Origin of the sequence: Cupriavidus sp. GA3-3 (assembly GCF_000389805.1) — a bacterium.
GTDB lineage: Bacteria > Pseudomonadota > Gammaproteobacteria > Burkholderiales > Burkholderiaceae > Cupriavidus > Cupriavidus necator_D.
In genome coordinates, this window is record NZ_KB944460.1 from 390,562 (window position 1) to 413,356 (window position 22,795).

23 protein-coding genes are annotated in these 22,795 nt (G+C 68.0%); 12 read left to right on the top strand and 11 right to left on the bottom strand.

Going from position 1 to position 22,795, the window contains the following annotated elements:
- Positions 1-121: 121 nt before the first annotated feature.
- Complete coding sequence (locus C265_RS01755) at positions 122-526, bottom strand: hypothetical protein (protein WP_010810337.1); 405 nt, start codon at positions 524-526, stop codon at positions 122-124.
- 156 nt (positions 527-682) lie between these two features.
- On the opposite strand from C265_RS01755, the gene C265_RS01760 reads away from it, so the two are divergent.
- The 4 genes from C265_RS01760 to C265_RS01775 all read left to right on the top strand — a co-directional run bounded on the left by C265_RS01760 (position 683) and on the right by C265_RS01775 (position 2,414).
- The gene (locus tag C265_RS01760) at positions 683-913 is read left to right on the top strand and encodes an antitoxin (protein WP_037023349.1); all 231 of its coding nucleotides are present in this window, start codon (positions 683-685) and stop codon (positions 911-913) included.
- Entirely contained in the window at positions 906-1,265 is a 360-nt protein-coding gene (locus tag C265_RS01765; protein WP_010810339.1) for a type II toxin-antitoxin system PemK/MazF family toxin, read from the top strand. The genes C265_RS01760 and C265_RS01765 overlap by 8 nt, the downstream gene beginning before the upstream one ends.
- Positions 1,266-1,384: 119 nt before the next feature.
- Positions 1,385-1,990 carry a nucleotidyltransferase domain-containing protein gene (locus C265_RS01770; RefSeq protein WP_168163301.1) on the top strand — a complete coding sequence of 202 codons (606 nt, stop codon included), beginning with the start codon at positions 1,385-1,387 and terminating at the stop codon, positions 1,988-1,990.
- The gene (locus tag C265_RS01775; RefSeq protein WP_010810341.1) at positions 1,953-2,414 is read left to right on the top strand and encodes a hypothetical protein; all 462 of its coding nucleotides are present in this window, start codon (positions 1,953-1,955) and stop codon (positions 2,412-2,414) included. Before C265_RS01770 ends, C265_RS01775 begins: the two co-directional genes overlap by 38 nt.
- Positions 2,415-2,428: 14 nt before the next feature.
- On the opposite strand, the gene C265_RS01780 is transcribed toward C265_RS01775, so the two are convergent.
- The 3 genes from C265_RS01780 to C265_RS01790 all read right to left on the bottom strand — a co-directional run bounded on the left by C265_RS01780 (position 2,429) and on the right by C265_RS01790 (position 5,990).
- The gene (locus tag C265_RS01780; RefSeq protein ID WP_010810342.1) at positions 2,429-4,051 is read right to left on the bottom strand and encodes a rhodanese-related sulfurtransferase; all 1,623 of its coding nucleotides are present in this window, start codon (positions 4,049-4,051) and stop codon (positions 2,429-2,431) included.
- The gene (locus C265_RS01785; protein WP_010810343.1) at positions 4,048-4,665 is read right to left on the bottom strand and encodes a cysteine dioxygenase; all 618 of its coding nucleotides are present in this window, start codon (positions 4,663-4,665) and stop codon (positions 4,048-4,050) included. Before C265_RS01785 ends, C265_RS01780 begins: the two co-directional genes overlap by 4 nt.
- A gap of 113 nt (positions 4,666-4,778) precedes the next feature.
- Complete coding sequence (locus C265_RS01790) at positions 4,779-5,990, bottom strand: acyl-CoA dehydrogenase family protein (protein ID WP_010810344.1); 1,212 nt, start codon at positions 5,988-5,990, stop codon at positions 4,779-4,781.
- A 228-nt stretch (positions 5,991-6,218) separates the two neighbouring features.
- Between C265_RS01790 and C265_RS01795 the strand changes: the two genes are divergently transcribed.
- The 8 genes from C265_RS01795 to C265_RS01830 all read left to right on the top strand — a co-directional run bounded on the left by C265_RS01795 (position 6,219) and on the right by C265_RS01830 (position 15,610).
- Positions 6,219-7,316 (top strand): LLM class flavin-dependent oxidoreductase, encoded by a 1,098-nt coding sequence (locus C265_RS01795; protein WP_010810345.1) that lies wholly within the window; start codon positions 6,219-6,221, stop codon positions 7,314-7,316.
- A gap of 41 nt (positions 7,317-7,357) precedes the next feature.
- Complete coding sequence (locus tag C265_RS01800) at positions 7,358-8,374, top strand: ABC transporter substrate-binding protein (protein ID WP_010810346.1); 1,017 nt, start codon at positions 7,358-7,360, stop codon at positions 8,372-8,374.
- Between the two features lie 4 nt (positions 8,375-8,378).
- The gene (locus tag C265_RS01805; RefSeq protein ID WP_010810347.1) at positions 8,379-9,437 is read left to right on the top strand and encodes an ABC transporter permease; all 1,059 of its coding nucleotides are present in this window, start codon (positions 8,379-8,381) and stop codon (positions 9,435-9,437) included.
- Complete coding sequence (locus C265_RS01810) at positions 9,431-10,309, top strand: ABC transporter ATP-binding protein (RefSeq protein ID WP_037023351.1); 879 nt, start codon at positions 9,431-9,433, stop codon at positions 10,307-10,309. Before C265_RS01805 ends, C265_RS01810 begins: the two co-directional genes overlap by 7 nt.
- Positions 10,310-10,340: 31 nt before the next feature.
- On the top strand, positions 10,341-11,516 hold the full coding sequence (locus C265_RS01815; RefSeq protein ID WP_010810349.1) for a cytochrome c: 1,176 nt from the start codon (positions 10,341-10,343) through the stop codon (positions 11,514-11,516).
- 403 nt (positions 11,517-11,919) lie between these two features.
- Positions 11,920-13,686: a sulfoacetaldehyde acetyltransferase gene (gene xsc / locus C265_RS01820; protein ID WP_037023447.1), complete on the top strand. Its 1,767-nt coding sequence runs from the start codon at positions 11,920-11,922 to the stop codon at positions 13,684-13,686.
- A gap of 122 nt (positions 13,687-13,808) precedes the next feature.
- Positions 13,809-14,843: a phosphate acetyltransferase gene (pta, locus tag C265_RS01825; protein ID WP_010810351.1), complete on the top strand. Its 1,035-nt coding sequence runs from the start codon at positions 13,809-13,811 to the stop codon at positions 14,841-14,843.
- The gene (locus C265_RS01830; protein ID WP_010810352.1) at positions 14,840-15,610 is read left to right on the top strand and encodes a sulfite exporter TauE/SafE family protein; all 771 of its coding nucleotides are present in this window, start codon (positions 14,840-14,842) and stop codon (positions 15,608-15,610) included. The genes pta and C265_RS01830 overlap by 4 nt, the downstream gene beginning before the upstream one ends.
- A gap of 32 nt (positions 15,611-15,642) precedes the next feature.
- Here the strand turns inward: C265_RS01830 and C265_RS01835 are convergent, their stop codons facing one another.
- The 7 genes from C265_RS01835 to C265_RS01865 all read right to left on the bottom strand — a co-directional run bounded on the left by C265_RS01835 (position 15,643) and on the right by C265_RS01865 (position 22,784).
- On the bottom strand, positions 15,643-16,947 hold the full coding sequence (locus tag C265_RS01835) for an MFS transporter (protein WP_010810353.1): 1,305 nt from the start codon (positions 16,945-16,947) through the stop codon (positions 15,643-15,645).
- Between the two features lie 33 nt (positions 16,948-16,980).
- The gene (locus tag C265_RS01840; RefSeq protein ID WP_010810354.1) at positions 16,981-18,477 is read right to left on the bottom strand and encodes an amidase; all 1,497 of its coding nucleotides are present in this window, start codon (positions 18,475-18,477) and stop codon (positions 16,981-16,983) included.
- Between the two features lie 250 nt (positions 18,478-18,727).
- Positions 18,728-18,904 (bottom strand): hypothetical protein, encoded by a 177-nt coding sequence (locus C265_RS32450; protein WP_010810355.1) that lies wholly within the window; start codon positions 18,902-18,904, stop codon positions 18,728-18,730.
- A gap of 139 nt (positions 18,905-19,043) precedes the next feature.
- Positions 19,044-19,751 carry a GntR family transcriptional regulator gene (locus tag C265_RS01850; protein WP_010810356.1) on the bottom strand — a complete coding sequence of 236 codons (708 nt, stop codon included), beginning with the start codon at positions 19,749-19,751 and terminating at the stop codon, positions 19,044-19,046.
- Positions 19,752-19,822: 71 nt separating this feature from the next.
- Positions 19,823-20,821, bottom strand: coding sequence for a 2Fe-2S iron-sulfur cluster-binding protein (locus C265_RS01855; RefSeq protein ID WP_010810357.1), 999 nt, complete (start codon positions 20,819-20,821; stop codon positions 19,823-19,825).
- An 8-nt stretch (positions 20,822-20,829) separates the two neighbouring features.
- Positions 20,830-21,309, bottom strand: a complete 480-nt coding sequence (locus C265_RS01860) for a heme-binding protein (protein WP_010810358.1) — start codon at positions 21,307-21,309, stop codon at positions 20,830-20,832.
- 29 nt (positions 21,310-21,338) lie between these two features.
- Positions 21,339-22,784, bottom strand: coding sequence for an aldehyde dehydrogenase family protein (locus tag C265_RS01865; RefSeq protein ID WP_010810359.1), 1,446 nt, complete (start codon positions 22,782-22,784; stop codon positions 21,339-21,341).
- Positions 22,785-22,795 lie beyond the last annotated feature (11 nt).

A 22,795-nucleotide genomic window follows, 5' to 3' on the forward strand; every position in this document is an offset into this window, starting at 1 on the left:
ACGGCAGCGGCTTGCCCGCGCGGTCAGGCAACAGGCAGGCTGGCGATATCAGGCAAGGGGGCGCGGCCCGCGGCACGGAGGCGGCATGCTGCAGCGCGTGCGGTGCGGGCGCAGGAAACGCTCAGGCGCGGGAAATGGGTGGCCGGAAGAAGGCCGAAGGCGGCGGCTCGGCGCGGCCAGGCGGATGCTGGGCGACATCGCCGGAGGGCAGCAGCAGCTTCACTGGCGGCAAGGCAATCAGGGCACTGGATTCCTCGATCTCGTCGAGCAGGTCGAGGGGGTCGAGCAGGTCCGCCGACCAGATATTGCAATACCCGGGGGGCGGGTCGTCGCAGATATCGTCGTCATGCAAGCCGTCGTCGCCGGGCACGATGATGCGGCCCAGGTCGTCGACAGGCTGTGCCGCCGCCAGGTCCACCAGGTCAACGCTGGCCTGCGCCTGCAGCGCCGCGCGCGCGTCCGCCACTGCTCCGAAGGAGAGCAGCGACAGGCACATGGCAGTCAGCAGCAGGAACAACAGTCGCATTGAATCGGGGGCATTGACGGCATCCGCCGGCCGTCCCCAGTCGGGGGCGTGGCCGGCAGGATGCTGCAGGACAGCATTGTAACTGAACGATTACGATTGACAGGGAATCGTTACGTTCGTTCCCTTGCTGTAGAGAGATCGGGCGCCTGAAAGGGCTTGCAAGGAACGACCTTGTCCTTCCGCGCCGGCGAAGAACTGGCCGACCAGACTCGCGCGCTGGCAAAGGCATCGGGACAAAAAACCTCCGACTACATCCGCGACGCCGTGCGCGAGAAGAACGAACGGGAAATGGCCTCCCGTATCGCCGTGCTTTCCCGCAAGCTCTCGGCAAAGCACCTGGCCGCCAGCGAGGAAATGGACGCATCGGCCGGAGACGGGCTTGACTGAGCTGAAGCGCGGGCAGATCTGGGAGGTCGACCTCAACCCACAGACCCATCGGGAAGAGCCGGCCAAGCGCAACCGGCCGGCGCTGGTCATCCAGACGGATTTGCTCAACGACGCCGGCCACCCGACCACGATCATCGTGCCGGGCACATCACAAATCGAGCGCGAGGATTGCTTTCCGTTGCGGGTCGCGCTGGGCAAGCTGCCTGGCCTGGCCTATGAGACGGACCTGCTGATCGATCAGGTCCGAGCGGTGTCCAATCGCCAGTTCATCGGCGGCCGGCCGGTCGCGAGATTGGGGACTGATTACATGAGTGAAGTGGAGGAGGCATTGCGACTCCTCCTTAAGCTTTGAGCTCCCTTTCGCCTCCATGCACCACTGCATACCATGCAGTGACAGTGCATGATATGCAGCGCTGCTGCATAATATGCAGCGACACTGCACATCATGCAGCGATGGATGGGGAGGCAGCCATGCACAACGTACTTTTGGGCGAGCTGTTCGGGGGCGAAAAGCGCCTCGCGCTGCTTCGCGCGCTTTACCTCACCCCCGGGAAGCAATTCGCCCCAAGCGAACTGGCCCGGATGGCCGGATCCAACACGGGCAATGTGACGCACTGGCTCAAGCGCTGGACTGACGTTGGGCTGGCTGTCCGGACGCAGGATGGCCGGAACGTCCTGTATCGCGCCTCTGATTCGCCCTTGCTCGCAGGCCTGACGGATATCGTGCGGCGCAGCGACGCATTGCTCGAGGATGTGAAAAATGCGCTACCCGAATCCGTAGAGATCGCTGTCGTATTTGGCTCGGTTGCCCGCGGCGAGGAAAAGGCGGCCTCAGACCTGGACGTGTTGGTGCTGGGCGAGGAACTCAGTGCCATCCGCATCAATGCGGCACTGAAGTCGGTGGGACGCGAGCACGGCCGGGAAATCCATGCGTCAGTGTTTTCCAGGTCCGAGTTCGAGCAAATGCTGGCAGACGGGAACGGCTTCGCGCTCGGCGTGGTGCGCCAGCCGATCATTGGCTTGAAAGGAGACTTTGCCTATGGCAGCGCGCAAGCCGGTACAACTGGCACTCGATGAGCCGCAGGTCGTCCGCCTGGAGCGGATGCAGAACAAGGTAATGGTGCAGGAACTGCTGCGCGCCGCCGTGCAGAAGTTCCAGGACACAACGGTCCAGGGCGTTTCAGACCCGACGAAGTTCGAAGCCGCTTACGATGCAATCCTGTTTGCGGCGCTGGCCGTCTTTGCCGCGCAAGGCTACCGCATTACCGCGGCGCACGGGCACCACCGTGTGGCGCTGGAAGGCCTGGTGGGATCCCTGGGTGGCAGCCAGCTCCTGCTGGATGAACTCGACGGCCTGCTGTCGATCCGCAATGAGAAATACACCGGGTTCGTCACCGTCAGAGCACCCGACATGCGCCTGGCATTGGATCACGCCAGGCGCATCCTCGATGACACTTCCCACTGGCTGCAAGAGCACTACCCGGGCATGCTCAAAACATAACCTGCCACCGCGCCCTACACCACCCTGAACCCATGCGTCCCGTCGCGCTCCAGTTGCGCGATCAGGCCGAACTCCCAGTCCAGGTAGCCCTGCATCGCCTCGCGCGGGTTGTCAGTGCCCTCATACGGCCGGCGGTAGCGGTCAGTGCGTTCCGAGGCCAGGCGCGTTTCCCCGCTTTCCAGCGGCAGCCCCGCTGCAATCCACGCCTGGGTGCCGCCTTCCAGCACCAACACTTCCGCATCCGTCAGGCGCTGCAGGTCGGCCGCGGCAAAGCGCGCCAGCAGGCTCGATCCGCAGGTGAGCACGTAGCGCCTGGGCTGCGGGATGCGCGGCAGCGCGTCCGCAAGCTGCGCGCGAATGACGAAGTAGGCGCCGGGAATATGGCGCTTGACGTAGTTGGCGCTGGTGGTGAAGTCGAGGACAGCGGTGCTGCCATCGCCTGCGTCAATCCATTTGGCCAGTTCGGCTGCAGTGACGGTCGATACCGGCGCTGACGCAGGCACCGGTGCGCTGACCGCGCCGGTTTCGCTACGTTCCGCCGCTGTCGCCGGTTCCACCACCCAGACGTCCCAGCCCATCTGCGCCAGCCATGAGCCGGTCATGCTGGCGCGCACGTCGTCATCATCCGCCAGCACGATGCGCGCACCGCGCACCGGAGCGGAATGATCGGTCTCCTGCACCAGCTGGCCGCCCGGCGCGTTGACAAAGCCCGGCAGGTGGCTGTCTGCGAATTCCTCAGGCGTGCGCACGTCGAAGCGGTACACAGTGCGCCCGGGCTGCTGCAGCGTTTCGATCTGGGCCAGCGCAATGCGGCGAACGCCGGCCCGGTCGGCGATCTCGCGCGCGCCACGGCGGGCACTGTCGCGGTTGGCATCGCTGACCGCGGCGGGCGCGCGGCGGCTGGCGCCATGGTCCAGTTGCTGGCCAGCCAGGGTCCAGCCGATGGTGCCGTTGCGCAGCGCCGCCACCGGGTTGGGAATGCCCGCGTTGACCAGCGACTGGGTGCCGATGATGCTGCGCGTGCGCCCGGCGCAGTTGACGATCACACGCGTGTTCGGATCGGGCGCCAGCTCGCGCACGCGCAGCACCAGTTCGGCGCCCGGCACGCTGGTCGCCGTGGGAATGCTCATGGTCTGGTACTCGTCGAAGCGGCGCGCATCGACGATCACCACATCGGCCTTGGTGTCGATCAATGCCTGCACTTCCTCGGCGGCAAGCGACGGCGTGTGGCGCCTGGCTTCGACGACTTCGCCGAACGACTTGCTCGGCACGTTGACGTCGCGGAACACCTCGCCGCCGCCGTCGATCCAGGCACGCAGTCCGCCTTCCAGCAGATGCACGCGCGTATAGCCCAGCTCGCGCAGCACGGCCGCGGCGCGCGGCGCCAGGTCGGTGCCGGCGTATTCGCCGTAGACGACGATCAGCGTGTCGCGGCGCGGGATACGCGCCCACGCTTCGATCTCAAGCTTCGACAGCGGGAAGTTGGCCGCCCACAGCGGGTGTTCCTGCGCGAAGGGGTCTTCCTCGCGCACATCGATCAGTGCGACTTCGTCGTGGTTGAGCAGGGCCTTGCGCACGTCCTCGGGCGAATAGGTCGGGAAAACCGATGCAGCTTGCGTAGCAGTAATCTTGGTCATGACTGGGCAACCTCGCGGGAGCGGTCCCACAGGTTGGGCAGGGTCTGGTTGGAATAGCCGGAGATAAAGGGCTTGCGCGTGCCATCCTCGGCATAGACCGAACGGCGCACCGCGCCGATATTGGCGCCGTAGACGTGGATGCTGACCGAGACGCGGTCGTCATGCACGTTGTTGACACGGTGGATATCGCCGACCGTGGGCGACACGGCCTCGACCTGCCCGGGCAGCAGGCGCACGGCGTCGCCATGCGGCACGGGCCGGCCGCCGGCGTCGAGCACGAATGGCTGCGAGTCTTCCGCGCCGCGCAGCATGCCGATCAGGCCCCATACGGTGTGGTCGTGGATGGGCGTGCGCTGGCCCGGTCCCCAGACAAAGCTGACGACCGAGAAGCGTTCGGCGGAATCGCAATGCAGCAGGTGCTGCTGGTAGTACTCGGGATGCGGCTGGGCCCAGGCATCGGGCAGCCAGTCGTCGCGCGCAACCAGCCTTGCCAGCAGCGCCCCGCCTTCGCGCAGGATGCGGGGCTCGTCCGGCTGCTGGTCCAGCAGCGCGGCCAGGCCGGTGATGAAGTCGCGCAGCGGCGCGAGCGGGTTGGGGGTGGGGGTGCTGCCCATGGGAATGACTCCGGAGTGTCTCGTTCTGGTTTGCCGGCGCGGCGGGCGCCTGCGCTGCGGCCCTCCGCGGGGCGGTGCTGCTGCAAACATAGCACGGCCAGGCAGGCCCGCGCTTACAGGCAAAGCTGCGCCCGCCCGGCGGCGACCAGGATGGAATCGTTCTGCGGCGTATGGATGCGGCTGCACAGCACGTCGCGGTAGTGGCGCTCCAGCGGGTTGTTCCGGCTCAAGCCGTGGTTGCCGGAGAGCTGCAGTGCCAGTTCCACCGCGCGGATCGCATTGCCGGTCACCGTGTACTTGAGCAGCCCGCTGTCGGCCGGCGTGGGCGCCTCGCCCGCGTCGGTGCGCGCGGCGGCATCGTCCAGCAACACCTGATTGGCCCGCAGCAACGCGGCGATCTCGCCGATGGCTTCCTGAACGCGCGGCAGCGTGGCCAGCGGTGCGCCCAGGCTGCCGGGCGCGCGCTCGCGAACGAAATCGCCGATCCATGCGGCGGCAGCGCGTGCCACCGCGTCATAGAGGCTGCCCAGCAGCACGATCATCCAGCCCTGCTGGTCGGCGTTGGCGTCGATGTCGGCCTGGCTGGCACCGGTCGGCGCCCATGCTGACGGCGGGCGGATATCGACCGCGTGGTCAGGGGGGATCCAGACGTTGTCGAGCACGGTCTCATGGCTGCCTGAAGCGCGCAGGCCAAGGTGGTTCCAGTTTTCGACGATGCGCACGCCCGCGATGCCGGCCGCCGGTCCGGGCACCAGGAACACGCCCACGCGCGGCTGAGGCTCATCGGTGCGCGCCCAGACCGCCAGCCAGCGCAGCGCCGGGATGCCGGTGCTGTACAGCTTGCGCCCGCTGATGCGCCAGCCGTCGGCCACGCGCGTGGCCACCGTGGCCGGCAGGCCGCCGCGTGCCGGCGATCCCAGTTCCGGTTCCACCCGCAGCGCGTTGATCAGCGCACCGTCCTGCACCGCACTGGCAAAGACCTGGTCGCGCACGGTCTGTGGCCAGTGCGAATCGGCGCGGGCGATCGCGCGGTGCTGCAGGTAGGTCATGGTCAGCACCAGCGCGGTTGCGGCATCGCCGCCCGCCACCGCGGCCACGATGCGGCGCGCCTGCGCCAGGCCTGCCCCGCCGCCGCCCTGCGCGTGCGGCACCACCTGCGCAACCAGGCCATTGGCGTGCAACTGCGCAAAGTTGTCGTGCGGAAAGCTGGCAGCGGCATCGTGCGCGCCGGCACTGGCGGCAAAGCGCGCGCAGAGCCCGGCCAGCACCTCGCCAAGGCGCGCTTCGCTGCTGGGCAGCCTGCGCAGGGTGGACGTTAATGACATGGAAAAAGACTCCGGGAAGGACAACGACGAGGCGCGCTGCCGGCGCGCGGCCCGCACCGAATGCCGCCTAGCGTAGCGCCGGCACCGCATTACGAAAACGACGCTTATTGAATATGGACCGTCGTTTTTATTCGTTAGCGAGCGCGCGCGCCTGTCGTACTTTCTGCCTCAGCCCAACACCATCCGGGCGGTCACGCTGCCGCCCTCACCGAATACAGGAGAACGCGCATGAGCGTCGATTTCATCGGCATGATCCAGAGCCAGAAGCAGTCCGAGATCCATCCGCCGTCAGGCCCGGTGATCGATCGCGACTATGTGCGCGCGTTTGCCCAGGCCCACGAGCAGGCCGGCTTCGACCGCATCCTGGTGCCGCACCATTCCACCGGCCCGTCGGCCACGCTGACCATCGCCTACGCGGCCAGCGTGACCGAGCGCATCCATTTCATGCTGGCGCACCGCCCCGGCTTTACCGCGCCGACGCTGGCCGCGCGCCAGATTGCCACGCTCGACCAGTTCAGCGGCGGCCGCCTCGGGGTGCATTTCATCTCGGGCGGCTCGGACAGCGAGCAGCAGCGCGACGGCGACTTCCTCGACCATGACCAGCGTTATGCGCGCACCGACGAGTACCTGCACATCCTGCGCCGCATCTGGACCGAGCCCGCGCCGTTCGACCATGAAGGCCGGTTCTACCGCTTTACCCAAGGCTTCTCGGAGGTCAAGCCCGCGCAGCAGCCGCATGTGCCGATCTATTTCGGCGGCGCCTCGGAAGCGGCGCTGGCCGTCGCCGGCAAGCATGCCGACGTCTACGCGCTGTGGGGCGAGTCGCTCGAGCAGGTGCGCGAGCTGACCGGCCGCGTGCGTGCCGAAGCCGCGCAGCACGGCCGCACGGTGCGCTTCTCGGTGTCGTTCCGCCCGGTGCTGGCCGAGACCGAAGAAAAAGCCTGGGCCCGCGCCGACAGCATCCTGGAGCACACCCGCGCCCTGCGCGTGCAGGCCGGCTACAGCCGCGGCGGCCCGCAACAGAGCGAAGGCGCACGGCGCCTGCTCGCTGCAGCCGACCAAGGCGACCGGGTCGACCAGCGCCTGTGGACCGCGATCGCGCGCGAGACCGGCGGGCGCTCCAACTCCACCGGGCTGATCGGCACGCCGGAGCAGGTGGCGCAGGCCCTGCTCGCGTACTACGAACTGGGCGTCACCACCTTCCTGATCCGCGGCTTCGATCCGCTGGAAGACGCCATCGACTATGGCCGCGAGCTGATCCCGCGCGTGCGCGAGCTGGTGGCGCAGCACGATGCCACGCAGCAGGCGGAGCGCAAGGCCGCCTGATGGCCTCGCCACACCACACAACGAAGACGGGGAGTCTCGCCATGAGCCAGGACAACAACAATCACGCCGACCCGCGCCGGCGCAGCGTGCTGCGGCTGGCCGGTGCCGCGGCCATCGCCGCGCCGTCGCTGATCCTGGGCCGACAGGCCTGGTCGGCGCCGCGCAAGCTGACCTTCGCGTGGAACCAGAACGCCTTCTGCCTGACGCCGATCGTGGTGGCGCAGGAGAAGGGCTTCTTCGAGAAGAACGGCCTGCAGGTCGACCTGATCAACTACAGCGGCTCGACCGACCAGTTGCTGGAATCGATCGCCACCGGCAAGGCCGATGCCGCGGTCGGCATGATCCACCGCTGGCTCAAGCCGCTGGAAGCCGGCTTCGACGTCAAGATCATCGGCAGCTCGCACGGCGGCTGCGTGCGGCTGGTGGGATCGAAAGCGGCGGGGGTCACCAGCCTGCAGCAGCTGAAGGGAAAGACAGTCGGCGTCAGCGACCTGGCGGCACCGGGCAAACACTTCTTCACCATCCTGCTGGCCAAGAACGGTATCGACCCGGACAAGGACATCACCTGGCGCCAGTACCCGGCCGACCTGCTGGGCGTGGCGGTGGACAAGGGCGAGATCCAGGCGATCGCCGACGGCGACCCCAACCTCTACCTGCTGGAAAAGCGCACCAACGGCGCCTACGTGGAACTGGCCACCAACCTCACCGGCGAGTACGCACGCAAGGTCTGCTGCGTGGTCGGCGCCCGCGGCGAACTGGTGCGCAACGACCGCCCCGCGGCCACGTCGCTGGCGCGCGCCATCGTGCAGGCCACCGACTATGTCAACGAGAACCCCAACGAGGCCGCCAGGGTCTTCGCCAGGTACTCGCCCAAGATCAATCCGGAAGACCTGCGCAAGCTCTACGCCACGCTGACCTATACCCACCACCCGACCGGCGTCGACCTGCGCGACGAGATCGCCTTCTACGCCGATGATTTCCGCCGCATCGGCGTGCTGAAGAAGACCACCGATGCCAAACGCCTGGCGCAGCACGTCTACGCCAATGTGCTGGGGTGATGCCATGACGACAAGCCAACCTGCATTCGACGCCGGGCTTGCGCGCAAGCCAGCCGCGGCCCCCGTGCCGCATGCCGCCGCAAGCGCGCGCGCGTCCGGCCCGGTCTGGGCCACCGGCATCCTCGCCGCGCTGGCGTGGGCCGCGTTCGGCGCGCTGACATGGCTGTGGCCCAACCAGGCGGTGGGCTTCAGCGACTGGGCCTATACGACAGAGCTGGGGATTGCGGCGCTGGCAGGCGCCGCGTTGCTGGCACTGGTTGCGCTGGCCGGCCAGCGGGTCCGGGCCGCGCAACGCGCGCTGGCCACGCTGCGCGCCGCCGGCCCGTGGCTGGTGGCGCTGCCCGTGGCCCTGGCCGCGTGGGAAATCCTGACCGCCAAGACCGCCATCCTGCCCACGCCCTTCTTCGCGCCGCCACAGGCGCTGATCGAGGTCTATGCCGACGACTGGCGGCGCCTCGGCGACAGCGCGCTGAACACGCTCAGGCTGCTCGGGCTGGGCGTGGCCTATGGCGGGCTGGCCGGCTTCCTGGTGGGCGTGTCGATCGGCTGGTCGCGCCGCATCGGCTACTGGGTGCATCCGGTGCTGCGCGTGCTGGGCCCGCTGCCGTCGACCGCGCTGCTGCCGCTGACCTTCTACTTCTTCCCGTCGAGCTATTCCGCCGCGGTGTTCCTGATCGCGCTGGCCACCGCCTTCCCGGTGGCGGTGCTGACCTGGTCAGGCGTGGCCGGCGTCAACAAGAGCTACTACGACGTGGCGCGCACCATGGGCGCCTCGGGCTGGTTCCTGGTGCTGCGCGTGGCGATCCCGGCGGCGCTGCCGCAGGTATTCGTCGGCCTGTTCATGGGTCTGGGCGCTTCGTTCTCGGTGCTGGTGACGGCGGAGATGATGGGCGTGAAGTCGGGCCTGGGCTGGTACCTGACGTGGGCGCAGGGCTGGGCTTCTTACGTCAATATGTATGCGGCGCTGATCGTGATGGCGCTGCTGTTCTCGGGCGTGATCACGCTGCTGTTCGTGGCGCGTGACCGGGTGCTGTCGTGGCAGAAGGGGACGGTGAAATGGTGAGTGTTGTTGAGCGGTTGAAAGCATCGAGACCCTACACGCATGTGAAGAAGGCTCCCCTCTCCCGCACGCGGGAGTGGGGAGTTAACGCGGCGGCAGACGACACCGCGGAAGCCCAGACCGGTGCCCGCATCGACATCCATCAGGTCAGCCACTGGTTCGGCAGCGGCAGCGACGGGCTGCAGGTGCTGGACGACGTCGACCTGAGCGTCGCACCGGGCGAATTCGTCGCGCTGCTGGGGCCCAGCGGTTGCGGCAAGTCCACGCTGCTGCGGCTGGTGGCAGGGCTGGACCAGCCCTCCTCCGGCGAGATCCTGCAGGACGGCACCTCGATCGCCGAGCCTGACCCGTCGCGCATCGTGGTGTTCCAGGACCCCACGCTGTACCCGTGGCGGCGCGTTTGGGACAACGTCGCGCTGGGCTTGCAGGCACGCGGCGTGCTGGCAAGCCAGCGCCCGCGCGTGGATGATGCGTTGCGGCGCGTAGGGCTGGAGACCTTCGCCCGCGCCTTCCCGCACCAGCTCTCGGGCGGCATGGCGCAGCGCGTGGCGCTGGCGCGCGCGCTGGTCAACGATCCGCGCCTGCTGGTGCTGGACGAGCCGCTGGGCAAGCTGGATTCGCTGACGCGGCTGGCAATGCAGAGCGACCTGGTCGAACTGTGGCAACGCTCGCGCTTCTCGGCGCTGCTGGTCACGCACGACGTGGAGGAAGCGCTGTTCCTGGCGCAGCGCGTGATCATCTTCAGCCAGCGTCCGGCACGCATCACGGCGGAGATCCGGGTCGACCTGCCCTACCCGCGCCATCGCGGCGATCCGCGGCTGACCGGGCTGCGGCACGAAGCGCTGCGCCACCTGGGGCTGGACGCGAGCTGGTAATGGCGTTGCGCTTCACCTCGCGGGCCGCCAGATGAACGGCCCGCCGCCGCAGGCATGGCTCAATGCACTGCTGGTTCTGATCGAGAAATTCCAGCTGGCCCTGTTGTCGCTATGGCATGCCCTTGGCCTGACCGGCGACAGCCACGGCCAGCCAGCCTGGCCGTGGGCACGGCGCGTGGCGGGCGAAACCCTGCTGATCGACCTGGGCCTCGCGCGCCAGGTCGGCCTGAGCCTGTGCGCCCTTGTCTTTGCCGTGCTGGCCATTACCGCCGCGCTGGCCTGGCGACGCCATCGCGGCGTGCTGCTGGCCGCCGGTGCGCTCGCCCTGGTGGCGGCCCCCTGGCCCAGCGCAGCGCTGCTGTTGGTGCCGGCTGCGCCGACCAGCTTCCACGCCAGCCCTACCCGCTTCTCCGTCGATGCCATCGCGCTCGGCGCCCGGGTCTATGCGCAGCATTGCGCCAGCTGCCACGGCGCGGACGGGCGCGGAGAAGGGCCGCTGGCCGCCAGCCTGGCGCAGTGGCCGCCCACGCTGGTCAGCCCGCTGCTGGCGCGCCGCGTCGATGGCGAGCTGTTCTGGCATGTGCTGGCCGGCATGCGCGACCGTCACGGCCAGCCCACCATGCCGGCCTTCGGCAATGTGCTCGGCCTCCGCGAGGCCTGGGCTGTGATCGACTACATGAAAGCGCTGTCGGCCGGCGGTGGTGCCGAGGGCAACTGGCCGGTGCCGTTGCGGCTGCCGGAGATGGCAATCCGCTGCGCCGATGCCGCGCCGCTGGCGCTGTCGCAATGGCGCGGCGACCAGCGCGTGCGGCTGGTGGCGGTGGACGGGATGGCATCGTTGCCGTTCGAGGATCCCCGCTTCCTGACCGTGCTGGTCACGCCTGACGGGCAACCGCCGGCGCAGGTGCCGCGCTTCCGTGCCGGCTGCGCCGCGGTCTCCTCGCATGCCTGGCAGGCCGTGGCGGCAATCGCCGGGCAATCGCCTTCGCGCCTGGCCGGCACCCAGCTGCTGGCCGACCGCGGCGGCTGGCTGCGCGCCCGCGGCACTCCGGGGCGGCAATGGTCCGACGCAGACCTGGTCTGCGTCTCGGGACCGGACGCCGGCGCACAGCGCGCGCCTTCGCCCGCGACTGACGGGCTGACTGCGCTGCTCCTGCGCATGGACGCCGAGCCGGTGCGCTTCGTCAAGGGCGGCTTCATTCACTGAACCGCCCCCAGGCCGGCACGCAGCCATCCGAGTGCCGCACGCCTGACCCTCCTCCCCCCTTGTTTCCGCCACCGCAGGTGAGCCCTCGCCCGCGGCGCACCTTCCGTCGCCGCTCTGGAACGGCCAACGGACCCCTATAAATGCCGTACGAGGCACTCAAAACCGCATCTTGTCTCAATTTTTCATCAATTTCATTCCGTAAATCAAAACTTCCTATTGACCAACCAAAGTCTTCCGCCTACATTTCCTCCAGCAAGCAATTTTCCGGAACGTCCTGTTCCACTTTATAAGACCCTCATCAGGAGACAACGCCATGCGCGACCTCGATACCACCTCGAATCCCGCCGTTTCCGGTGGCTCGGCCGCCGCGAAGGAGAGCCAGGTCCCGGCCGGCCCGCAGACCATGACCCCGTCGGAAGCCTTCGTTGAAACGCTGGCCGCCAATGGCGTGACCGACATGTTCGGCATCATGGGCTCGGCCTTCATGGATGCGATGGACATCTTCGCGCCGGCGGGCATCCGCCTGATCCCGGTGGTGCACGAACAAGGCGCCGGCCACATGGCCGACGGCTACGCCCGCGTGTCGGGCCGCCACGGTGTGGTGATCGGCCAGAACGGCCCCGGCATCTCCAACTGCGTGACCTCGATCGCCGCTGCCTACTGGGCCCACAGCCCGGTGGTGATCGTCACGCCCGAGGCCGGCACCATGGGCATCGGCCTGGGCGGCTTCCAGGAAGCCAACCAGCTGCCCATGTTCCAGGAGTTCACCAAGTACCAGGGCCACGTCACCAACCCGGCCCGCATGGCCGAGTTCACCGCCCGCTGCTTCGACCGCGCCACCGCGGAAATGGGCCCGACCCAGCTGAACATCCCGCGTGACCACTTCTACGGCAAGGTCAACGTCGAGATCCCGCAGCCGCGCCGCCTCGACCGCGGCCCCGGCGGCGAGCAGAGCCTGAACGAAGCGGCCGAGCTGCTGGCCAACGCCAAATTCCCGGTGATCATCTCGGGCGGCGGCGTGGTGATGGCCGATGCGATCGAAGAGTGCAAGGCCCTGGCCGAGCGCCTGGGCGCACCGGTGGTCAACAGCTACCTGCACAACGACTCGTTCCCGGCCAGCCACCCGCTGTGGTGCGGCCCGCTGGGCTACCAGGGTTCGAAGGCGGCGATGAAGCTGATCTCGCGCGCCGACGTGGTGATCGCGCTGGGCTCGCGCCTGGGGCCGTTCGGCACGCTGCCGCAGCACGGCATGGACTACTGGCCGAAGAACGCCAAGATCATCCAGATCGACGCCGACCACAAGATGCTGGGCCTGGTGAAGAAGATCTCGGTGGGCATCTGCGGCGACGCCAAGGCCGCCGCGGTCGCGCTGAGCCAGCGCCTGGCCGGCCGCACGCTGGCCTGCGACGCCAGCCGCGAGGCCCGCGCCACCGAAATCGCCAACGAAAAGGCCGCGTGGGAGAAGGAGCTGGACGACTGGACCCATGAGCGCGACCCGTACAGCCTGGACATGATCGAAGAGCAGAAGCAGGAGCGCACGCCCACCGGCGGCCACTACCTGCATCCGCGCCAGGTGCTGCGCGAGCTGGAAAAGGCCATGCCGGAAGATGTGATGGTGTCCACCGACATCGGCAACATCAACTCGGTGGCCAACAGCTACCTGCGCTTCGAGAAGCCGCGCAGCTTCTTCGCGGCGATGAGCTGGGGCAACTGCGGTTACGCCTTCCCGACCATCATCGGCGCCAAGGTCGCGGCACCGCACCGCCCGGCCGTGTCGTACGCCGGTGACGGCGCCTGGGGCATGAGCCTGATGGAAACCATGACCTGCGTGCGCCACAACATCCCGGTGACCGCGGTGGTGTTCCACAACCGCCAGTGGGGCGCGGAGAAGAAGAACCAGGTGGACTTCTACAACCGCCGCTTTGTGGCGGGCGAGCTGGACAACCAGAGCTTTGCCGGCATCGCCAAGGCGATGGGTGCGGAAGGCATCGTGGTGGATCGGCTGGAAGATGTCGGCCCGGCCCTGAAGCGCGCCATCGACCTGCAGATGAATCATGGCAAGACCACGATCATCGAGATCATGTGCACGCGTGAACTGGGCGACCCGTTCCGCCGCGATGCGCTGGCCAAGCCGGTGCGTTACCTGGACAAGTACAAGGACTACGTCTGATCGAAGTACTGCACACCGCCAGCTGACGGCGTGCTCCCTCTCCCGCTTGCGGGAGAGGGGAGAACACCAAGGGCATAGCGCAGGTCGCTGGCCCTTTTTTCAGTTTTACCGAGCCAACCACCATGAAAGCCATCCTCCGCATCATCGACCGCGCCCGCGCCGCGCCTCGCCGCATCGTGCTGTGCGAGGCCGAAGACCCGCGCATCCTGCAGGCCGCGCAGCGCGCGTCGCAGGAAGGCATCGCGCGCATCGTGCTGGTCGGCAACACGCGCCAGATCAACGCCGCCGCGGCCATCCACGGCATCGGGCTGGACGGCATGACGCTGGTCGACCCATCGACCTCGGCGCTCACGCCCTCGTTCGCGCAGCAACTCTTTGCGCTGCGCCAGAAGAAGGGCATGACGCTCGATGAAGCCAAGCGCGCCGTGCTCGATCCGCTGTGCTTCGCCAACCTGATGGTGCGCCTTGGCCACGCCGACGGTTCGGTGGCGGGCGCCGACCACACCACCGCCGACGTGGTGCGCAACGCGATCCAGCTGATCGGGCTGGCACCCGGCTTCCGGCTGGTGTCGAGCTTCTTCCTGATGATGCTGTGCGAGCCTTTCCACACGCTCAAGGGCGGGCTGATCTTCTCCGACTGCGGGCTGGTGGTGGATCCGGATGCCGATGCGCTTGCCGATATCGCCATGGCCGCGGCCGACAGCGCACGCACGCTGCTGATGGAAGAGCCGCGCGTGGCCATGCTGTCGTTCTCGACCAGTGGCAGCGCCAGCCATGCGGCAGTGGACAAGGTGGTGGCCGCCACCGAGCGCGTGCGCGCGCAACGCCCGGACCTGGCCATCGATGGCGACGTGCAGCTCGATGCCGCCATCGTCGCCGAGATCGCCGCGCGCAAGGTCGCGCATTCGCAGGTGAACGGCCACGCCAACGTGCTGGTGTTTCCCAGCCTGGAAGCCGGCAATATCGGCTACAAGCTGGCCGAGCGGGTCGGTGGCGCCAAGGCCATCGGGCCGATGCTGCAGGGGCTGAACAAGCCCGCCAACGACCTCTCGCGCGGCTGCAGCGCGGACGATGTGTTCCATGTCATCGCCGTCACCGTGGTCCAGGCGCAAGCCACCGCGGAACAGGCCGGCAAGGGCGAGCAGGCGGCGGCATGAAGGCAGAACTGTTGTTGCCGCTGCTGGGCCTGCAGGCCCTGCTCGGTGCCGGCACCTATTTCCAGACGGTGACCGGCTTTGGCCTTGGCATGATCGTGATGGGCGTCACCAGCGGACTGGGGCTGGCGCCCGTGGCCACCGTGGCCGCGGTGGTGAGCCTGGTCACGCTGGCCAACAGCGCCTGCGCGCTGCCAGGCAAGCTGCAGCATATCGACTGGCGCGCCGTCGCCGCGGCAGCCATCGGCATCCTGCCGTCGGTAGTGGTCGGCGTGCTGGTGCTGGAGTACCTGAGTTCCAGCGCAGCCACCCTGCTGCAACTGCTGCTGGGCGCCGTGACCCTGTATGGCGGCCTCAGCGCCGCACTCAAGCCCGCGCCGCTGGCGCAACGCTCCGGCGATGGCACCTTCTTCGTCAGCGGGGTATTCGGCGGACTGCTGAGCGGCATGTTCGGCGTCTCCGGCCCGCCGCTGATTTTCCAGTTCTACCGCCAGCCGATGAAGCCGGTTGAAATCCGTTGCGCGCTGATCCTGGTCTTTACCGTGACCTCCACCGTGCGCACGCTGTTCTCGGCCTGGCAGGGGCAGCTCGATGCCGCCGTGTGCGTGCAGGCCGCCATTGCCGTGCCGGTGGTGGTGATCGCCACGTTGCTGGGGCGGCGTTTTCCGCCGCCGTTCTCGCCGGCCACGACGCGCAGGGTGGCGTTCGGGGTGTTGATCGGGATCGGGGCCAGCCTGATGCTGCCGGCGATTTCGGCGTGGGTGCTCTAAGGGCGCGCGCGCCCTTAGAACCGGGACGGGCCTCAGGCGATTGAGCCTGCGGGCTGCGCCAGCGGCGCGGTCTCTTCCTTCTCCCCGCCGCCGCCCGCCTGCCCCAGGTCCATACCGGTAGTCTCGGGCAGCAGCACCGCGGCGACCACTACCATCGCGTAGCCGACTCCCGCCACGATGGCGATCGCGATCGGCAGCGAGGTGTGCCCCGTACTCAGCCACCCCACCGACAGCGGGAACAGCGAACCGATCACCCGGCCGGCGTTATACGAAACGCCATACCCCGTTGCCCGGATATCGTTGGGATAAGACTCGGAGATGGTCGCGCCGATGCCCGCGAACACGCCCTGCATCAGGATGCCGAGCGGGAAGCCAAGGAACAGCATCGACGTATTCGACACCGGGATCACCATATAGACCAGCGCGGCCACGAACGCCCCGACCGCAAAGGCGATGTAGGTCAGCCGCCGGCCCCAGCGGTCGGTGGCGTAGGCGCCCGCCACGTAGCCGATCAGTGAGCCGATAATGGTGACCGCCAGGTAAGAACTGGTGCCGAACACCGACAGGCCGCGCTCGGTCTTGAGGAAGGTCGGCAACCACGTGGCGATGGCGTAGTACGCGCCCAGCATCCCGCCCGACAGCAGGCTGCACAACAAGGTCTTGGACAGCAGCGGCCCACGGAACAGCCGGCCCAGGCCTGCCAGCGCCGCCCCCTGCCGGCCGGCCGCCCGGCTCTTCAGGAAGATTTCCGGCTCTTCCAGGTTGCGGCGCAGGTAGACCACCACCAGCGCCGGCAGGATGCCGAGGAAGAAGCAGACCCGCCACGCCGTCTCCGCCGGCAGCACGCTGAATGCGATCGCGTACACGATGGCCGCCGCGCCCCAGCCGAAGGAATAGCTGCTGGCGGTAAAGCCCGAGTATTTGCCGCGATGGACCGGATTGCGGATCATCTCCGTCACCAGCACCATGCACAGCGACGACTCCCCGCCAAACCCCAGGCCCTGGATCATGCGGAACAGCATCAGCTGCTCCGGCGACTGCGCCAGCCCGCACAGGAAGCAGGCCCCCGCGAACACCACGATGGTCCAGCGCAGCACCCGCACGCGCCCGTAGCGGTCGGCCAGGATGCCGGCCCCGATCGCACCAACCAGCGACGACACCAGCGTCCAGGTGACGATGGCGCCCGCTGTCGACTTGCTCATGCCCCACTGCCCCAGCAGCGTGGAGATAAGGAACGAATAGATCATGAAGTCGAAGACATCGACCGCATGCCCAAGGAACGCGCCATAGAAGCCCTTGCGCTCCATGCACGACAAATCACGGAACCAGTCGAACATGATCCCTCCCTGTGGTGTGTGTGGTGTTGTGGCTTAGTTGTTGTGATCCGCCGGCAGGACAGACGGCCGCGGCGGGGGCCGGAACGCGTAGCCCGCGCCTTCCAGCAGGCTGGCAAAGCGCAGCGCGGTGAGATCCCGGTAGCGGCCGGCGACGATCTGCACGCCGACCGGCAGGCTACTGGTGCCCGGCCCGATCGGCGCCACCGCTGAAGGCAGCCCGCACAGCCCGGAATGGCCGGCCCAGAACAATTGCGTGGTCATCGGCTGCGCGCGGCCGTTGACGGTGAGGCTGCGCTGCCAGGGCTGGCCGGCCTCGTCCAGCGCGAAGGCCGTGGTGGCTGCGGCCGGGCACAGCAGCACGTCATAGGTGGAGAAGAAGCGCCGCCACGCGGTGGCAAAGCGTTCGCGGGCCACCTGCAGGCGCAGCCAGTCGCGATGGCTCAGGGTCGCGCCGGTGTACTGGAGGGTGGCGTAGGCATGGTCGTCCGCGGCGGCTGTGGCGGTGCGGTTCAACGCGTCGGCATAGGCCGCATCGTCCATGTGCACCGCGGTGGTTGCGCGCAGCAGCGTCACGTAGACGTGCCACAGTTCGGCCGCATCGAAATCCGGCCGCACATGCCAGTCCACGCGCGCGCCCTGCCCGGCCAGCCAGTAGCCCAGTTTTTCGATCTGCGCGGCAACCTCGCCGTCGGATTCAGCCTGCGCATGGGTGGGCAACACCGCGACGCGGAAGTCGGCCAGCCGTCGGTGCGGACACTCTGGCAGATCAAGGCGGTAGGGCAGCGCCTCGTCGCCGTGCGGGCCGGCAATGGCGCGCAACACCGGTTCCAGGTCGCGCGCGCTGCGGGCCAAGGGGCCGGCGACATTGATGTCCTGTTCGCCGAAGCGCGCCGGACCCACCCCGTGGCCTGCCAGCGGCACCAGGCCATGGCTGGGCTTGAGCGAGAAGATGCCGCAGTAGTGGGCCGGATTGCGCAGCGAGGAGCCGATATCGGAGCCCACATCGAAATATGACAGGCCGGCGCACACCGCCGCCGCGCTGCCGCCGGACGAGCCGCCCGGCGTGCGCGACGGATCGTGCGGATTGCGGGTGGTGCCGTAGATGGCGTTGTAGCTTTGCCAGTCACGCAGGCCGAGCGGAACGTTGGTCTTGCCGAGCAGGACGGCGCCGGCATCGCGCAGGCGCTGCACTACCGCGGCGTCGTGCTGGGCCGCACGGCCCTGCATGGCCGGATTGCCGCAAGTGGTCGGCCAGCCGGCGACGTCGAACGACTCCTTGACCGAGAACGGCACGCCGTCGAGTACCCCGCGCGCTTGCCCTGCCCGGCGCCTTCGGTCGCTTTCCAGCGCCGCGGCGCGGGCGGCATCGAAATCTGACAGCACCAGCGCATTGATGATGCCGTGCCAGTCGTGCCACGCGGCTTCGCAGCCATCCACCAGTTCTACCGCGGAGACTTCGCCGGCGGCGAGCCGCTGTGCCACCTCCCACAACGGCGGAAAACCGCCGGGAGCCCGGTCGGACAGGTTCACATCGACTCCTTGTCATTATCCGAGCCGGCAGCGGCGCGGTGGGGGCGTATAGGACAAGCTTCGGGAAGTGCTGCGAATGCGTTGGTATACTATATTCCGTATTGAACGGAGCGCAAGCGAAAGTGTCACGCGCGAGCGCGCTGAAGCACGCCAGCAGTGGAAAGCGTAGAAGGTGAATGGTCGGCAGGCAGAACGCCTGCCAGGAGGCAGCGGCGGCGTGCTGACGCCGCCGGCTCTCAGTCAGGCTGGATCAGCAATGGCCACGGCGTGGGGCGCGGCCGCCCAGCGCCAGGAAGAAGCGGCCGATATCGCGCAGGCGCAGCGGCAGCAGCGGCGTGGCATGGCGGACGGCATTGCGCGCGGCAAAGTGGTGCAACAGTTGCTGGCCGACGGGTTGCGAAAGATAGCGTTGCTCAGGCGACTGCATGGTAAATCCCTATTGATCTGGAATGCCTACAGTATACCTAAATTGGTGCAATGCGCCATGGCGGCGCATGCAATGCCCAGTTGCCGGGCATGCAACGAAATGCTGGAAACGGGAGAGGAAAAACCGGGGCCCAACGCCCTCAGGCCGCCTCTGCCCTGCCCTGCCCGTCCACCGGCAAGTCTGCCGCCTTGGCGGCACTGTAGACATGGCGCGCGGCCAGCAAGGCGGCAAGGTCGGCATCCCCGGCGATGACTGCCTGCAGGATCTGGGCGTGTTCATCCCAGTTCTGACGGGCGCGAACCACGTTGGCCGGGCCGAACAGCACCGCGGTGCGCTCGCGCAGCGAACGCATCATTTCCTGCAGCACGCTGTTGGCGGCTATGGTGCCGAGCACCTCATGGAAGCGGGTATTGAGGGCGAGCAACTCATCCGCGCGGCCCTGGGCGGCGGCATCCATGCCCTGGCGCAGCACGCTCTCCAGCTCAGCAACCAGCGCCGGGTCGCGGCGCTGCGCGGCGAGCTTGGCGTTGAGCCCTTCCAGCGTCGCGCGCACCTCCACCATCTCGCGCGCGATCACTGGCGACAGGCTGGCAACGGTTGCGCCGCGGCGCGGCTCGATCACCACCAGGCCCTCGCTGGCCAGCGCGCGCAGCGCCTCGCGCACCGGGATGCGCGACACGCCCAGTTCGGCCGACAGCTTGTTTTCCACCAGCCGTTCACCTGGCGCGTACTTCCCGTTCAGGATGCCTTCACGCAGCTTGTCGGTGACAAGGGCGAACAGCGGCGAGTGGCTGGCACCGAGGCTCAGCGGCTCGGCGGGCGCGGCAGGAGATGGAGTGAGAGACATGGGTCGGCAAAGGCGTAAGCGGAAAGGCTGGCATCATTGTATACCAGCCGTTCCCTGTATACCGCCATGTCTTAACAATGCTGGAAGGTGAAGCTGTCCGCATAAATGTGATCCGTACTGGCGCCGCTCGCCAGGAAAGCGGTGCGCGCGTCTCGGATCATATTGGGAGAACCGCACAAATAGATGGCGTGCTCGCTCAGGTCACCCAGGTCAGCCAGCGCCGCATCGTGCACGTAACCGCGCCGTCCTTGCCATCCTGCGCCGGCACGGGACAGCACCGGTACGTACTGGAAGTCATACAGCCGCTCGCCCCAGGCGGGGATATCGGAGTGCAGGTACAGGTCTTCCGGCTTCCGCATGCCCCAGTAGAGCGACACCGGTGGGCAGTCGGGATCGTCCATCAGCGATTCGAGGATGGCCTTGATCGGCGCCAGCCCGGTGCCGGTGGCCACCATCAGCAGTGGCCGGTAATCCATGGCGCGGTAGAAGAAGCTGCCGAGCGGCAGTTCGACGTCAACGGCGTCGCCCGCTTTCATCTGCGGCAGGATGCCGTCGGTAAAGGCGCCGCCCGGGATGCGCCGCACATGCAGGTCGACCCGTCCGTCGCGCGGCACCGATGCCATCGAGAAGCTGCGCGCGCGCCCATCCTCGCTCAATAGCTTCAGGTACTGGCCGGGACGATAGTCGAGCGCACCAGCGTCCGGCACTTCCAGTTCGATATGCAAAACGTCAGCCGACAACGCGCGCACGGCCTGCACCAGCGCCCGATAACGCGCCGGCTCGGCGCAGGCCTCGTCCTCGCGCGCCGTGCTGATGACCAGGTCGCCCAGCGGCTGCGCCTGGCAGGCCAGCGCGTAGCCGGCGGCGGCCTCGCCCGGGGCCAGACCGAACGGTTCCTCGTCATACCGCACCTGCCCGGCCAGCAGCCGGATACGGCAGGTGCCGCAGCCGCCCAGCTGGCAGTCGCGCGGCAAGGCGATACTGGCGCGCCCGGCGGCCTGCAGCAGGGTCTCGCCGCGTTCGACAAAAAAGACCTGCTGCGTTTCGGCGATCTGGATGCGGTACGACATGGCGCCTCCTACTTCTTGATATCGGCCTGCACCAACACCTTGAGGTCCTGCGGCGCCAGCAGCTCGGCCAGCGCCAGCAGCGCGGCCAGCCCGGCCTGCGTGTCCTGCTCGCCGTTGCCGCCGGACAGGCCGATGCCGCCGATCACCTCGTCGTTGACGACAATCGGGAAGCCGCCCACGAACGCGGCGAACTTGCCCTCGAAGCTCCACTGGATGCCGAATGCCTCGTTGCCTGGCAGTGCCGGCCCGTTGGGCGGCGTGGTGAACAGGTGCGTGGAGCGCTTGTGGCCCGCGGCCGTGAAGGCCTTGTTCCATGCGATCTGCGGCCCGGTGATGCGGGCGCCGTCCATGCGCTCGAGCGCGAGCGGATAGCCGCCCTCGTCGACCACGCAGATCGACTCCAGCACGCCGATTTCCTCCGAGCGCCGGATCGCGGCTGCAACCATATGGCGCGCCTCGCGCAGTTCCAGCTTGATGGCTTTTTTCATGTCTCTATGACTCCTTGTGACGGCCGGGCTCAGGCGCCGCGGTAGACCGTCTTGACCTGCGTATAGAACTCCAGGCCGGTGCGGCCCGACTCGCGGAAGGTCGAGGTGCTCGACCGCTTTACCCCGCCAAAGGGCGCGTTGACCAGGTTGCCGGTGGTGGTGCGGTTGACCTTGACCGTGCCCGCCTCGATGTCCGTGGCGAAGTGGTGGATGTAGCGCGGGTTGCTGGTGACGATGGCCGCCGCCAGGCCGTACTCGGTGTCGTTCGCCTTGGCGATGGCGTCGGCGTAGTCGGTGAAGCCCAGGATGGCGATCACCGGCCCGAAGACCTCCTCGCGCGCGATCCGCATCTGCTGGGTCACGTCGGTAAACACGGTCGGCGCCACGTAGTAGCCCTTGTCGAAGTCGCCGCCGGCAAGGCGCGCGCCGCCGCACAGCAACGTCGCCTCGGACTTGCCGATATCGATGTAACGCAGCACCGTTTCCAGCTGCTTGTGCGACGCCAGCGGCCCGAGGTCCATCCCGGCCGTCATGCCGCTGCCGACCTTGAGGGTGGCGACCTTCGCCAGCAACCGCTCTGTGTATGCCGCCTTGACGGACTCGGCCACCAGCACGCGGCTGGTCCCGGTGCACGCCTGCCCCGACAGCGAGAAGCCGCCCTTGATGGTCAGGTCGACGGCGCGGTCGAGGTCGGCGTCTTCCATCACGATCAGCGGGTTCTTGCCGCCCAGCTCCATCTGCGTGCGCGTGGTCAGCGGCACGGCGCGGTGGATCTGCTCGCCGGCGCGCGACGAGCCGGTGAACGAGATCGCCCGCACGGCCGGCGCCTCGGTGATGGCAGCGCCGATTTCCGCCGCGCTGCCGGTGATGAAATTCAGCACGCCCTTGGGCAGGCCGGCCTTGACCAGCGCCTCGGCCAGCCGGTAGCCCGACAGCGGCGCCTCGGACGACGGCTTGAACACTACTGCGTTGCCGGTCACCAGCGCCGGGGCGATCTTGCGGGCCGGGATCGATACCGGGAAGTTCCACGGCGCGATCACGGTCACCACGCCCAGCGGCTCGCGCTGGCTGTAGACGAGTTGGTCGGGGTCGTCGTTCGGGAACACCTCGCCGGTGAAGGTCTGCCCTTCCACTGCATAGAAGCGCAGCGTCTGGGCCGAGCGCAGCACCTCGTCGCGGGCCAGCGCCAGCGCCTTGCCTTCCTCGCGGGTCAGCTCGGCGGCGATGCTATCGGCGTTGGCCTCGAGATGGTCAGCGGCACGGTTGAGGATGGCGGCGCGCTTGCCGACCGGGGTCTTTTTCCAGCCGGCGAACGCTGCCGCGGCGGCGGCGACGGCCGCCTGCGCGTCCATCGCGGCAGACGCCTGGAAGCGGCCCACAATATCGGCGGTATCAGCCGGGTTGACGTTATCGAAGGTGCGGCCCGACTGGCAGGCCGTCCATTCGCCGTCGATATGGTTGAGGAATACAGTCATCGTCGATCCGG